This window comes from Streptomyces sp. NPDC032198 (assembly GCF_040636975.1).
In the GTDB taxonomy this organism is placed as follows: domain Bacteria; phylum Actinomycetota; class Actinomycetes; order Streptomycetales; family Streptomycetaceae; genus Streptomyces.
The window spans coordinates 801,543-815,399 of sequence record NZ_JBEZVL010000001.1 but is presented as its reverse complement, the minus strand read 5'-3'; the positions used below and the strand labels follow the sequence as shown (position 1 = coordinate 815,399).

The 13,857-nt window shown below is 71.9% G+C and carries 11 protein-coding genes; 4 read left to right on the top strand and 7 right to left on the bottom strand.

What is annotated here, in order from left to right; translation table 11 throughout:
- Window positions 1–6 precede the first annotated feature (6 nt).
- The 6 genes from AB0E78_RS03835 to AB0E78_RS03810 form a co-directional block, all read right to left on the bottom strand.
- On the bottom strand, window positions 7–762 hold the full coding sequence (locus AB0E78_RS03835) for a methyltransferase domain-containing protein (RefSeq protein ID WP_361827793.1): 756 nt from the start codon (window positions 760–762) through the stop codon (window positions 7–9).
- On the bottom strand, window positions 759–2,177 hold the full coding sequence (locus AB0E78_RS03830; RefSeq protein ID WP_361827790.1) for a condensation protein: 1,419 nt from the start codon (window positions 2,175–2,177) through the stop codon (window positions 759–761). Before AB0E78_RS03830 ends, AB0E78_RS03835 begins: the two co-directional genes overlap by 4 nt.
- Window positions 2,174–6,745, bottom strand: coding sequence for a DUF3367 domain-containing protein (locus AB0E78_RS03825; protein WP_361827788.1), 4,572 nt, complete (start codon window positions 6,743–6,745; stop codon window positions 2,174–2,176). Before AB0E78_RS03825 ends, AB0E78_RS03830 begins: the two co-directional genes overlap by 4 nt.
- Window positions 6,742–7,461 (bottom strand): class I SAM-dependent methyltransferase, encoded by a 720-nt coding sequence (locus AB0E78_RS03820; protein ID WP_361827785.1) that lies wholly within the window; start codon window positions 7,459–7,461, stop codon window positions 6,742–6,744. The genes AB0E78_RS03825 and AB0E78_RS03820 overlap by 4 nt, the downstream gene beginning before the upstream one ends.
- Window positions 7,458–8,624: a glycosyltransferase family 4 protein gene (locus tag AB0E78_RS03815; RefSeq protein WP_361827783.1), complete on the bottom strand. Its 1,167-nt coding sequence runs from the start codon at window positions 8,622–8,624 to the stop codon at window positions 7,458–7,460. Before AB0E78_RS03815 ends, AB0E78_RS03820 begins: the two co-directional genes overlap by 4 nt.
- Before the next feature lie 220 nt (window positions 8,625–8,844).
- The gene (locus AB0E78_RS03810; protein ID WP_361827781.1) at window positions 8,845–9,879 is read right to left on the bottom strand and encodes a DUF3068 domain-containing protein; all 1,035 of its coding nucleotides are present in this window, start codon (window positions 9,877–9,879) and stop codon (window positions 8,845–8,847) included.
- A 190-nt stretch (window positions 9,880–10,069) separates the two neighbouring features.
- Between AB0E78_RS03810 and AB0E78_RS03805 the strand changes: the two genes are divergently transcribed.
- The 4 genes from AB0E78_RS03805 to AB0E78_RS03790 all read left to right on the top strand — a co-directional run bounded on the left by AB0E78_RS03805 (window position 10,070) and on the right by AB0E78_RS03790 (window position 13,281).
- A complete protein-coding gene (locus AB0E78_RS03805; RefSeq protein ID WP_344521185.1) occupies window positions 10,070–10,222 on the top strand; it encodes a hypothetical protein in 153 nt (50 codons plus the stop codon).
- A gap of 12 nt (window positions 10,223–10,234) precedes the next feature.
- Complete coding sequence (locus AB0E78_RS03800) at window positions 10,235–11,545, top strand: helix-turn-helix domain-containing protein (protein WP_361827779.1); 1,311 nt, start codon at window positions 10,235–10,237, stop codon at window positions 11,543–11,545.
- Between the two features lie 27 nt (window positions 11,546–11,572).
- The gene (locus AB0E78_RS03795) at window positions 11,573–12,421 is read left to right on the top strand and encodes an SMP-30/gluconolactonase/LRE family protein (RefSeq protein WP_361827776.1); all 849 of its coding nucleotides are present in this window, start codon (window positions 11,573–11,575) and stop codon (window positions 12,419–12,421) included.
- 137 nt (window positions 12,422–12,558) lie between these two features.
- Window positions 12,559–13,281: a hypothetical protein gene (locus AB0E78_RS03790; protein WP_361827773.1), complete on the top strand. Its 723-nt coding sequence runs from the start codon at window positions 12,559–12,561 to the stop codon at window positions 13,279–13,281.
- Between the two features lie 43 nt (window positions 13,282–13,324).
- Here the strand turns inward: AB0E78_RS03790 and AB0E78_RS03785 are convergent, their stop codons facing one another.
- A complete protein-coding gene (locus AB0E78_RS03785; protein ID WP_361827770.1) occupies window positions 13,325–13,774 on the bottom strand; it encodes a MarR family transcriptional regulator in 450 nt (149 codons plus the stop codon).
- Between the last annotated feature and the right edge of the window lie 83 nt (window positions 13,775–13,857).

The window sequence follows — 13,857 nt, the reverse complement described above, 5'->3', positions numbered from 1 at the left end:
ACACGGTTACGTCCTTCGGGCGTGCAGCAGCAGGATCGACGAGGCGCTCGGCACGGCGCAGGCGAGCCGGTCGAGGCCGCGCAGCGGACGGGGCACGCCGTGGAAGGGCGCGCCGGCGACCCGCACCACGTCGAAGCCGGACGCGGCGACGAACTCCCGCAGCGCACGGGCGGTGTAGAGCCGCAGATGCCCGACGACCTCGCTCCCCGGACGGCCGTGGATGCCGCGCAGGCTGACCTCGGAGAAGACGGGCTGCACCCCCGCGAGCAGGAGCCCGCGGTTGTACCAGGCGGCGAGGTTGGGCGTGGAGAGCATCAGATGCCCTCCCGGCCTGAGCACTCTTCTCAGCTCGTCGAGCGCGCTGTCGGGGTCGACGAGATGCTCGATGACCTCGCTGAAGAGGACCGCGTCGGCGGCGCCGTCGGCGAACGGGAGCCCGCCGTCGGTGAGTTCGCCGCGCACGACGTACGGCAGATGCGCGTGGGCCCGCTTGAGGGCGTCCTGGGACCAGTCGACGCCGACGACGCGATGTCCGGCGAGGAGCGGGGCGGCGGCCGACGCGGCGGTTCCGTCGCCGCAGCCGATGTCGAGGACGACGGCCGTGTGGGCGGTGGCGGGGCCGATGGCGTCGGCGAGCATCCGGGCCTGACGGAGGCTGCGGGCGTCGCCGGACGCGACGGGGACGGAGGGGTCCTCGTAGAAGTCCCGCAGGTCGCGGGGTGCGGTGCTGGTGCTGGTGCTCGCGGTGCTGGTGCTGCTCACGGTGTCGTCCCCTCCTCCGTGTGCTCCGTGGCGTGGAGGTAGTGCTCGAAGAGGTCGCGCAGGTGGGCCCCGTCGCCGCTGCTGAGCAGGGACTTCGACCAGCGGAAGGCGACGTGCAGGCGGCCCGCGGTGGATGCCGTGGTCACGGTCAGGCCGCGGGGCAGCCGGGCGGGCGCGGAGAACCAGACGGCGTGCGCGCGTCCGGCGTCACCGAAGTCCAGGGAGTACGGGACGCGCCCGATGTTGCTGAGCAGCGTGGTGGACGTCCAGGGCGCCGCGGCTCTGCGCAGGCCGCGCGTGACGGCGGCCCTGAGGACGACGGGCAGGACGGGCGAGGTCAGGAGGGCTGCCCCGCGGCCGAGTTGGGGCCGGGAGAGCGCCTTGAGGGCGCGGGTGCGCTCCGCGGTGCGGCGCAGGAGTGCCCCGATGTCCTCCGGGCCCCACGCCTCGGAGGTCAACTCGGCGGCGCTGAAAGGCACTTCGACGAGACGGGTGCCGTTCCCGATGGGCATCTCCATGCTGCGGGGCCGGTCGTCGACGGGCATGGTGATCCGGAACGGCTTCGGCCGTGCGCCGTGCTCCCGGTTCCAGTGCGCGATCATCAGCGCGGTCGCCACCATGAGCTGGTCGTTCACGGTGAACGGCGCGCCCTTGGGCCGCCGCGGCACCGGCAGTTCGGAGACGAGCATGCCGTTGCCGGGTGAGGGCTCGGGGGTGCCGCGCGAGACGCGGGCGGGCGGAGCCCAGCCGGAGGGCGCGTCGCCGACGTCCACCGCGCTCTCGGGCGCGCCGGACGAGGCCGTACGCAGCGGGGGCGCGGCCGGGGAGTTGTCCTGCCCGCCGTACAGCTCGGCGGCGGTGGCCAGGACACGGAGGCAGGCGGGGCCGTCGAGGGCGGTGTGATTGATGGTGAGGAAGAGGACGCTGCCGCTGTCGGGGGCGTCGGGAGTACTGGCCTCGCTGCCCGAGCCGTTGTCCCCGCCGGGGGCGACCGCCTTGGCGGCGGGCTCCGAAGCGATCACCTCCAGGCGGATCGGCGGCGATACCGACAGCGGCGGGGCTTCGGAGAGGGAGCGGGTGCGGGCCTTCTTCAGGGCGTCGCGCTCCGGGGCCGGGAACGTCACCACCTCCACGTCCGGCTCCGCCGTCAGCTCCCACTCGTAGCGGCGGCGGTACCAGGGCCCCCGCGCCTCCCGCATCAGGATGCGCGGGTGGCGGCGCAGGGCCTCGGTGAACGCGGCCTTCAGGCGGGCCGGGTCCGGTGTGCCGGGCAGATGGACCTCGATGTGTACCGTCTCCGGCTCCTCCTCCTGGAGGCAGTGCCGGGAGACCTCGTCGACGACGGGGAACGGCACGCGCTCCGGAGGCCGTTCGGGTCCGTCGGCGTGACGTGCCGGGTGATCGAGTGCGGTCATCGTTCTGTGTCCTCCCCGGGGGCGGACGGAGCCGCGGCTCCCGCGAGCCCGTCCGTCGCCCTTGCCCTGCGCCGCCTGAAGCGCGTGGTCCGTGCCGTCCGCGTGCCCGGCGGTGCCGGTTCCGGCTGGGCCGACGCCGGGCCCCTCGCCGAGATGGTCGAGCTGGTGGCCTGCGCTGCGCCACCGGCGTCCAGGCCGCCGCCCGCCCCGGAGCCCGTATCCGAACCCTGTCCGCTCTCCCCGCGCTTGCGGCGCGGCAGCGGAGTCGTGCCCAGGTCCCGGTCGGGACCCGGCGGTGGCGTGGGGCCGCTCGCCGGGGGTGGCATCACCGGAGGTGCCGCGGGCGGAGGCTGGTGCGGAGGCGGCTCCCACGGAGCGAACTCTCCGCCGTTGCCACCACCGCCGGGTCCTCCGGCCGCCGTGCGAGTACCCGCGGCGTCACCCCGCACACTCACCAGCGCCGCGAACAGAGCGATGAGAGCCATGAGTTGGGCGGCATGACCGAACGCTCCCTCACCCGCCGTGGTCGGCTCACCGGCACCCATCGCCGCCGCGATCCCCGCCCCGGCCATCGCCACGAAGGCGAGCGGGACGAGCAGCGCGTGACGGCGGAAGGCGAGCAGGGCGAGCACGGGCACGAGCAGGGCGAACCAGCCCGCGATCACCGCGGCCACCAGCGTCAGCGCGACCGTGCCCAGGATCAGACCCGGCGCGGGCGGCGCCAGGTCCGGGCCGTCCGGGTTCGGCTCGCGGCGCCGGATCAGGGCGAGCGCGATCAGGGCCAGGACAGCGACACCGCCGCCGATCAGGCCGATCTCGTAGATCCGCGAGGGCTCGTAGGAGAGCTTGACCGTGCCGCCCTCGCCCTTCGGCACCAGGAATCCCTGCTGCCAGCCGTCGAGGCGTACGGACGACAGCTCCTTGCCGTTGAGCGTCGCCTTCCAGCCGTCGTTGATGTTCTCGTAGGTCGTGAGGTACGAGGCCGTGCCCGCGCCCACCGACACCTCGCGCCGGTCGCCCAGCCAGTCCTTGATGTTCATGGAACGGGACTGGCGGTCGATCGCGCCCGGCGTCCCCTGCGTCATCGAGACATCCATCAGGGCGAGCGGACCCGCGTCCCCGGCCTCGACGGTGTGCTTGCCCGCGGCGAGCGACAGGGTCGTGTTCTCCGAGCCGCGCGAGCAGAGCGTCACCTCGATGGGCCGCCGCTCGGTCAGGTCCCGTACCGAACCCTTCGCGCTCGTCGCGTGCAGCTTGCCGTCGACGGCGAGCATCGGGCCTTCCCCGCAGGCGAGTTCGAAGGTCTTGGACGCCGAAGGCTGCTTCGTGCGGTACTTGTCCAGGGCCGGGACGTAGGCCTCGGTGAGGCCCACCGGCAGCTGCATGTCCTCGTCCGCCACCGGGTTGTGGACCGTCAGCGGCGCGGTCTCGGTGACCGTGATGGTCAGCTCGTCCGTGGTGATCGGCGGGAACCGCGTGTTGCCGTTCTCGTCGACGCCGGCGATCGCCGCGCCGTCCGGCGAGCTGATCTCCACCTTCTCGGGGCGGGTCGAGAGCCCGCCCGCCGCGGGCAGGACGATCTCGCCGACCGGCTGCTTGCCCTTCCACTTCAGATGGATCACCGGGCTGTCACCGGCGATCCAGGCCGTCGTCAGATCGCCGTCCGTGAGGTTGCGCGGCGACAGGCCGCCGCCGAGCTTCGACGTGGAGTCGGCGCTCGCGACGATCTGCTCCTGCTGCTCCGGCGCCACCTTGTAGAGCAGCTCGTCCAGCTCGGACCCCGCCACGGGGAGCGCGCTGGCCTTGACCTCGTACTCGCCCTCGGCCGGGGTCGTGAAGCGCCGGTGCAGCCCCGACTCGGTGTTCACCGGCGACAGGGCGCTCGGGTCCGACGCACGGTGCATCGAGTACGTCGTCGCCTCGGCGCCCGCGGGCGCCTCCCGGTCCGAGCTGGTGGACCCGGTGTCCGTGGGCAGCCGCAGCAGCTTCGTCACGCGCACACCCGGCACGGTGATCTCCGAGAATCCGGCGCCCGTCAGGCCTTCGTGGCCGATCTCCGCGTCCAGAATGGTGATCTTCAGCCAGCTGGAGTCACCCGCCGGAGCCTTGATGCTCTGGCGCATGCCGTTGGGCTGCAGCGCACTGGTGCGGCTGCCCCGCTCCGTCTCCACCCGCACCCGGGTGGGCGCGGCCCGCACGCCCTCCTGCGGCAGCGGCGTGACCCGGATCGAGGACGGGATCGCCTCCTTGGCCCTGAACTCCGCCTTGAGCCATTCGCCCTTCGGCTTCCCGGGGCTGCCCTCGGCCCATGCCGTGGCCGGATTGCCGTCGAAGGCGTTCACGGGGTCGTACTGCGGCAGATGGAAGAGCCAGTTGCCGTAGCTCGACGCGGTCACGGACTTAGCACCACGCAGCTGGGCCGTCGTCTGGTGCTCGATCCCCGTGGTGGGCAGGATCTGGTGCGGCTTCTCGCCCGGTTCCTGGAGGGCGCCGCTCGCGTTGTACTCGCCCGGTGTGTAGGTGTACGAGGTATTGGAGCTGACCAGGCCGAAGCGCGTGTCCGCACGGCGCAGACCGTCACCGACCGCCTGCAGGCCGGGAGTTCCCACGCCGGGGTGGTTGTCGCCCGTCAGGACGGAAGGGCGGTCCCGCATCGAGGGGTCGGCGGAGAGCGGGAGCAGCGACTCGGGGCCGCCGCTCACCACGGCCGTGTTAGAGACCGGCTTGATCCCGGCCTGGCCGGGCCGCTTGGCGCCCGCCCCCGGTGCGTAGATCTCCACCGCACGCTCGCGCGGGTAGAGGCCCTCGACCTGGAGGGGCGTGTCGTTGGGGATGATCCCGCCGGTCTCCGTCGGACCGAAGCCGGTGACCCGCTCGAAGCCGGACTCCTCCAGGGTCCGCTTCACCGTCGAGGTCGGCACGTTCCCGACCTGGTCGGGGTCGAGGTCGTTGCGCACGACGACGTAGTAGAGGCCCGCGCGCGTCAAGTAGTCCTGCAGACCGGGGACTTTGCCGCCGGTCGTGAGTGCCTGCTCCACCGCGTCCATCGCGCGCCGGTTGCCGGGCGTGCCGAACGGGACGTAGTCCCGCTGCGCCCAGCGCGAATCGGCGAGCACGTCGAGGGGCTGGTCGATGGGCGAGCCCCAGGTGTAGATGCCGTGCGCGGTGGCGGGCACCACGAGCGCACGGGAGTCGGGGGAGTACTTCTTCAGCCAGTCGCCCGTCGCCTCCCAGTAGTTGGGAAGCTTCTGGAAGGAGCCCGGCTGGAGGATCGAGCCGTTCAGGTAGGGGAGGGCGAGCCCCGGCAGCACGAGCACGGCGGCGATCAGCGGGGCGAACTTGCGCCCGCGCACCGGCCGCGCCCCACGCGCCTGCGCGGCTACGCCCACGAGGTGCATCAGCCCGAATACCAGCGCGAGCGCCAGGCCCGTCTGGAACTTGTAGATGTTCCGGAAGGGGACGAGCCCGCCGTTCAGCCAGGACTGCACCGTCTCGTGGAAGGGCGCGCCGAACGCGCCGCCGTACCCGGCGAGCGTGACCAGCGCGACCGACAGCACGGTCAGGACGAGCCAGCGCCGCTCGGGCAGGTCGCGCCGCGCGAGCCCGGCCAGGCCGAGGGCGGCGGCGAGCGCCGAGCAGACCACGACGAGCACGGACGTCGCGACCGACCACCCGGCGGGCAGCCACGCCTCACCGAAGTGCAGGTACGCGACCCAGTTGCCCGCGCCGCGCAGCGTCTCCGTGGCCGACATCGTGCCGGTCGTGGTGGCCGAACTCTCCACGTACGGAAGGAAGTTCTCGCCGTAGATGCCGAGCATCAGGAGGGGTACGACCCACCAGGCGGTGGCGAGGATGACCCCGGGCACCCACCAGGTGATCAGCTTCCGCTTGCGGGGTCCGTTCGGCCGCGACAGGAGGTACAGGCCCACCGGCAGCAGGGACGCCAGCGTCGCCGCCGCGTTCACGCCGCCCATGAAGGGGATGAAGAGCGCGGACCGCAGGGCCGCCGAGCGCGCGCTGATGCGGTCGTTCGTCAGCGGGAGCAGCACCCACGGCAGCAGGGCGCCGGGCAGCGCCGCCGCCGACGTCGATCCGACCACGATGGTGAACGTCGGCCACAGGGCGTAGGCCGCCGCGCCGAGCAGCCGGCTCGCGCCGCTGCCCACCCGCAGCCTCTCGGCGAGCCGCAGCACACCCCAGAACGCGGTGGCCACGATCAGCGACATCCAGAGGCGTTCCGCGAACCACACCGGGAGCTGGACGAGCTTCGCCAGACCGTAGAACGGCAGCATCGGCCACGTGTAGCCGACGTACTGGTCCTGGATTCCGCCGAAACCGCCCCGGTCGTGCCAGAGCTGGCCCAGGTCGGAGAGGAACTGCCAGGGGTCGACGGCGACCCCCAGCTTGGTGTCGAACGTCATCCGTCCCGGCTTCACGGCCAGGAAGAGGACGAACACCACGGCCCAGAACCCGAACAGCCAGCGCCGCGAGCGCGGGCCTCTGCCGGGTTCGGGGGCGTCAGCCGTGGGCCGGACTGCCGCCGGGGGTGGGGCCTGGACCGTGGTCATGGACACCGCCTGAGGATGAGAAGGAGATTCCAGGTGGCGAACTCGCGTACACCCGGCACTTTGGTGATGCCACCGGCCAGGAACGGCCAGTAGCGGGACCGTGCGGACACGACGGACACGTCGTTCCTCGCCCGCACCTGGCGCAGGGTCGGACCGACGTGGTGAGCGAAGAGGTTCTCGCCGAGCGTGTGTTTGGCTGCTTTTCCGGTACGCCGTTCATAGCGGGCGCGCCCACGGGCGCCGCCCAGGTAGTGCCAGGGCGCCCACTCGTGGCCGCCCCACGGCGAGTACCAGTTGGTGAAGGAGACGTAGATCAGGCCGCCGGGCCTGGTCACCCGCACCATCTCGCTGAGGAACGTCTGCGGATCGTCCACGTGCTCGAGGACGTTGGAGGAGAAGGTGACGTCGGCGACGCCGTCCCCGAGCGGGAGGAGGTACCCGTCGGCGACGACGGAGCCCTCCGGCGGTTTGGCGCCCAGTTCGGCCGGATCCGGCTCGAAGAGGAAACTCTGTGCGCCGCGCCGCCGGAACTCCTCGGTGAAGTACCCGCCGCCGCCGCCGACATCGACGACGACACGGCCCTTGACCGGTCCATAGGCCTCGACCTGGTCGGCGGCGTCACGGGCGAGCAGGGTGTAACACCGCTCGGGCTCTTTCTGCTCGCGCAGAAAAGCCCGGAAGAGGGTGAGGGATCGGCGCAGGGACGGGTCCTTCACGCGGACCCCTGTGCTGCCTGGTGCGTGACGATCGCCTCGGAGGCCACCGCCTGGAACTCGCGCACGGAATTGGCCCACCGGTAGCTGGTGGCCCGTTCGCCGGCCGCCTTGCCGAAGGTCTCCCGGCGTTCGGTGCTCAGCGCCAGGGTGCACCAGGCGGCCGCGAAGGAACTCTCGCCCCGGGCGAGCAGCCCCGTCACGCCGTCCTCGATGGAGTCACGCACGCCCGGTACGTCGAAGCCGATCGCCGGCGTCGAGCGGGTCGCCGCCTCGGTGATGACCAGGCCCCAGCCCTCGACGGCGGAGGGATGGAGGAGCATCCACGCCTCGCAGAGCAGCCGGTGCTTCTCGGCCTCGGTGACATGGCCCCTGAACTCCACGCCGGGCCCGGCGAGTTGTTCGAGGCGGGCCCGCTCGGGCCCGTCGCCCACGATCACCAGACGTCCGCCGGTGACGGGCCTGACGCGCTCCCAGAGGCGAAGGAGCAGATCGATGCGCTTGTACTCGACGAGCCGTCCCATCGCCAGGAACATCGGCTCGTCCGAACGGGGGTGGAGCGGGCCCGGCTCCTCGACCCCGTTGTGGACTATGCGTATGCGCTCACGCTCGACGCCTATCGCGCGCAGCGCGGTGGCCGTCGACGGTGAGACGGCCACCAGGAGATTGCCGCGCTGGGCACCGGAGAGCGACCAGTGTTCGAGTCTTCGGCCGAGCCGGGCCGCGGGGGCGAGCGCACCCTGGAAGCGCATCCCCCACAGATCGGTGTGGACGTGGTTGACCAGGCACAGCGTGGGCCCGCGGTGCCACAGCGGCGCCAGGTACGGCATGCCGTTGCAGACCTCGACCAGCAGGTCGCAGTCGCCGACCTGCCGGGTGAAGGCGGAACGCGAGCGCAGATAGTGCCCGAGGTCACCGCCCGCCGACACGACGCGGTAGTCGCGGAAAGCGGCGGGGCCTCCGCACAGGAGGGTGACCTGATGGCCGAGTTTGCTCAGCCCGTCGGCCAGCCGGTCGACGAGCAGTTCGGATCCGCCCGCGGCCGGATTCGCCAGGTCGCGCCGGGCGAGAAAAACGATCCGGCGCGGCTGCGGGGGAGGTGCCGGTAGCCGCTGCGCGACCCGGGGGGTGGCGGCGCGCAGCGGAGAAGGCACGTGCTGGGGCATGCGTGCTCCAACTCGTCAGGGTGCGGAACCGTGAGGTCGCTATGGGGGGTTGCACCGTTCGGGGGTCGCTTGCAAAGGCGCTGTGCTCTGACTGTGCGAGGGTGGTGCGGGGGCGGTGCGGGGACTGTGTTCGGGTGGGGATGGTTAGTTTTCGCCGCTGTGTTCGGCTCGGCTACTCACCGAAGTGACAACTTTCGGGCTTTCAACAGCTGACGTCTCATCACATCGTGCTGGATTGCAGGGCGGTTGGGGACGTATCGCCATTCGGACCGCCCGGCTCCGCCGCTGAACCCGGCCCGTTCGTCCCTTGTGCCCCACTGTCGGAACGTCGTCCGCGCAGGACCAGGACGCCTCCGGCGATCGCGAGCAGCGCACCCAGCACACCCGCCCCCAGCGGCAGTGTCTCGCCGACCAGCTTCAGCCGGCTGCTGTCGTCGTCGGCGAGCTCGACCTGGGCCTTCTGCGTCTTGGGCGTGAACGCGATGCGCTCGCTGTCGAGGAGCACCGTCGCGTCCTTGTCCGAGCCGGGCGCGCGCAGCGTCTTGCGGGGGCCGATCGCCGCGTAGATGATCCGGCCCGTGCGCTTGTCGGCGACGAGTTCGACGCCGTGGTTGGCGTACCACTCCTCGGCGAGGACGTTGCTGCGCTTGGGCTGTCCCACCAGGCGGCCCGGCACCAGGCGGGTGCCGGTCTTGGCGGGCTTCACCTTGGCGGTGAAGCGGTAGCCCTCGTACCCCTGGATCTTCTTCGTGCCCCGGAAGGTCAGCGGGACGGTCGCGCCGAGGGTGTTGTCCCACCAGGTGTAGGAGCGTTTCTGCACGTCGAAGGGGAACTTGAGGTAGGCCTCGCCCTCGAAGTACGGCTTCTCGTCGCAGCAGTGCACCGGCTTGTTCGTCTCGCGGTCGGTGACCCAGCGCTCCGTCGTGAACTGCAGCGAATCGTGCGGATCGGAGGCCGGCAGGGACTTGTCCGGATCGACCGACGTGACCACGTCCCAGACCGCGTGGTCGCTGTTGCTGTCCTCCACGTCACCACGGACCTGACGGGTGATGGTGAGGTTCTTGCCGTTCACCGTCTTGATCTTCTCGGTGTCGAAATAGCTGCCTTTGCCCTTGAAAACAGTGGTGGTGTCGATGTCGACGGGTGTGCGTTTCGCGCGTGGCTCGACGTACCAGGCGAGCATCGGGGCCAGGACGAGCAGAAAGACGCCGAGTCCGAGGAGGATCAGCGAGAGGGGCGAGGCTGTGCGGCGCATCCGGCACTCCTGGGGCGGGTGAGAAGTGTTACCGAGCCGTATGGGGCCGTGACGCTAGGCGGACCCTTGACGAAGTGTCAATGCGTTGATGAGACTGTGCACTTGCCGGGCGGGGCCGGTGAAGGACTGTGCGTACGACATCCGCGTGACCCGGGTGGGTTCGACCTCCAGCAGAGAGGCTGACCCTGACATGCACCGATTGCTCGCCGCCGGTCTGACCGTCGTGGCCGCAGCGGCACTCGCCGTGGCCGCCGCGTTCGGCGTCGTCGCGCTCCTGAACGCGACACCCGACCAGCCCAACACGCCCCTCGTGCACTACGAGACTGCCCCTCGGGGACAGTGAGTGGCCGTACCCGTGACCGAGAGCCAGGGTTCGCTGTCCGTCCGCTCGGCCTGGCGCGACGTACCGCCCGTGCAGGTAAGGCAGTTCGCCGCGCTCGCGCTGGACGAAGTGCCCGCCCTCGCCCAGGACATCCTGCGGGAGATCCGCGCCGAATACCCCGGTCTGCCGGTCGTCCTGGACGACTCGGGCGAACCCATGGCGCTCATCGGCATACGGCGCGCCCTGGAGGGATTCGTCCAGCAGATCGCCGCCGCCGAGGGCGGCCGGCCCTGCTATCCCCTGGAGGTCTTCCAGGAGTTCGGCAGGGGCGAGGGCCTGCACGGCCGCAGCCTCGACTCGCTCCAGGCGATCTACCGCCTGGGCGTACGGCTCGCCTGGCGCCGCCTGGCCGAGATCGGCCAGCAGATCGAGATCCCGCCACCGGCCATGTACGAACTCGCCGAGTCGGGCTTCGAGTACCTGGACGGCCTGGTCGACCAGTCCGTCCGTGGCTATGCCGAGGCCGCGGCCCGGCAGGCCGGTGAACGGCTGCGCCTGCAACGGAAGTTGATGGAACTGCTGCTCTCGGAGCGGCGCGGGGAGGCGGGAGCCGGGACGCCGGCGGATTCCGGCCACGGCTCCGGTCCGCACAGCGCCTCCCGGCAGCCCGGCGCCCGCGGTGCCCGCAGCGCCCTTGACGAACGGGCCGCCCGCGTCGGCTGGCAACTGCCCGAGCGGGTCGCCGTCGGCGTACTGCTCCGCCCGGCGAGGGAAGCCGTGGCGCCCGCCGTCGGACAGGGCGTCCTGCTCGACATGGAGACCGAACAGCCCCGCATGGTCATCCCCGACCCCGACGCCGCGGGCCGCCCCGAACTCCTCCGGCGTGCCATGGCCGGCTGGTCCGGTGCGATCGGCCCGCCCGTACCGCTCGCCGACGCGGCGAAGTCGCTGCGCTGGGCCGAGGCCGCGGTCCGCCTGATGGAACGCGGACTGCTGCCCTCCGGCGAGGTCCTGCACTGCACGGAGCACACCGAGGCCCTGGTCCTGCTCCAGCCCGAGGAGCTCATCGAGGACCTGGCCCGCCGCTGCCTGGCGCCGCTCGCGCACTGCGGGCCCGCGCACGGCCGCCGTCTGGCCGAGACGCTGCTGGCCTGGCTGGAGACGCGGGGCGGCGCCCCGGAGGTCGCGGCCCGGCTCGGGGTGCATCCGCAGACGGTGCGCTACCGCCTGCGGCAGATCAGGGAACTGTGGGGCGACGAGGTCGACGACCCGGACCGCCGCTTCGAGCTGGAACTGGTGCTCAGGGCGCGGCGGTTGCGCGGGGAACTGGGAAGGGTGGGCTGAGCGGGGGCGTGCGGGTAGCCTGCCGCAATGGACATAGCGGTACGCGCGCAGGCAGCACTCGGCGAGGGCCCCACCTGGGATCATGCCGCCCAGCGACTGATCTGGGTCGACATCCTGAGCTCACGCGTCCACACGTACGACCCGTCGAACGGGCACCGCTCGATCCTGGCCACCGAGCAGCACGTCGGCGCCGCGAAACCGCGCGCGGGCGGCGGCCTGGTGGTCAACCTCCGGGACGGCATCGGCCTCTACGACGCCATGGCCGACGGGGGCGCCTTCCGCTGGCTGCACCGCGAGGTCGTGCCCGGCCGCCGGGGCAACGACGCGGCGGTCGCCCCCGACGGAGCGCTCTGGGCGGGCACGATGCGCTACGACGAGGGGACGGGCGGCGGCAATCTGATCCGCGTGACCGGCGACGGCACCGTGACCGAGGTCTTCGACGACGTGTCCGTCAGCAACGGCATGGGGTGGAGCCCGGACGGCCGCTCCCTGTACTACGTGGACACCGCGACCCGGCGCATCGACGTACTGGACCTGAGCGCAGGCGAACTCCGGGCGGCCAGGCGGCCGTTCGCCACCATCGAACCGGAGGCCGGATACCCCGACGGCCTCACCGTCGACGCGGACGGATGCGTCTGGGTCGCCCTGTGGGACGGCGCCGCCCTGCGCCGCTACACCCCGTCCGGCGCCCTGGACCGGGTGATCGAGCTGCCGGTGCTGCGCCCGACCGCGTGCGCGTTCGGCGGCGCGGGACTGCGCGACCTGTACATCACCTCGGCCCGTACGGGACTTGAGGCGCCGCACCCCCTGTCCGGCTCCGTGTTCGTGCTGCCGGACGCCGGGCAAGGCGTGGAACAGGCGGTGTTCGCGGGATAGGCGGTGCGTGTGCCGGAGCGGAACAGGTGGTTTGCCCCATAGGGGAAGCCGACACGGCTGGAAGATTCGATTCCGCACACAACCTTCACGGCAGCGGCTTCCTCTGTTACCCGCGGCTCACTTAGCCTCCATGCCTCATGGACTACTGCCACCCGTGCCACAGGCACCTCAACGGCGCCCTGGCCTGCCCGGGGTGCGGAACCCCGGCCGAAGCCTGCCGTGAGTACGCGGAGGCGGTCGCCGCGCAGGACGAGCCGGTGGACCCCGGGCGCGCGCAGGACGACGAGGCGCCGCGTGGCAGGAGCCGCCGCCGGGAGCGCGGGCGCCGGGCGCACCGCCGCAGGCGCCGCAAGGTCCTGTTGATCACCGCCGGGCTCGCGCTCGCGGCCGGCGGTCTGAGCCTGGCCGAGCTCGGCATCGAGGGCCCCTTCGACGAACCGACGGCGGCGTCGTCGCCGGACGGCGGAGCGGGCGGTTCCGCGTCCCGGACGCCGAAGGGCCCGGAGGGCGGCGCGACGGCGGGTGCGGTGGCCGACGCGGCCTCGTCGGCGGATCCCTCCGCATCGGAGTCGGCGTCGGCGTCCGCGAAGGACAAGGCGTCCAAGGAGGCGAAGAAGGCCAAGGACGCCAAGGACGCCAAGGACGCCAAGGACGCCAAGGACGCCGGCAAGGCGGACGAGGGCGGCGGCGATCCCGATTCGGCCACTCCCGTCACGACCTCGGCCCCCGGCAGCCCGGACGCGCCGGGCACCCCCGGGACCACGCGTCCCACGCCCCCGCCGACCACGCGGCAGCCGGATCCGACGCCCGAGCCGGAGCCGTCCCAGACGTGCGACCGCTTCCTGTGGTGGTGCAGGTAGCGCATTCCTGTGGCGGTGCGGGCAGCGAACGCGGCGGCCGTCCTCAGCCCGCGTCCTCGCCGACCATCCTCCGGAGCAGCCCGCGCAGCGAGAGCCGCTCCTCGCGGGAGAGCTCGGCCAGCGGTTCCCGCGCGAAGTCGAGGGACTCGCGCAGGCTGCGGGCGACGGTGAGGCCCTCCTCCGTCGGCGCCGCCAGCTTCACGCGGCGGTCGGCCGGGTCGGGCCGCCGCTCGACGAGACCGCGCGCCTCCAGGCGGTCGACGATCCCCGTGATGTTCGACGGCTCACACTTCAGCTTCTGCGCTATGCGGCGCATGGGCAGCGGATCGAGGGACAACAGACCCAGTACACGTGCCTGTGCGCCGGTGAGGGCGTGCTTGCCCGCCGCGGCGTCGTACTCCTCGTAGTAGCGCGCGACGACCGTGCCGATGAGCTCGACGACTTCGAGCGTCAGGGGGTCGGTGCGCGGGGTGCGGGAGCTGGTGGTGGCCATGCGCTCCAGGTTACCCCGTTACTTGACATCATGAAATATGTAGGAGCATGGTTGTTTCATAACCTGAAGCATTTCCGAGACAC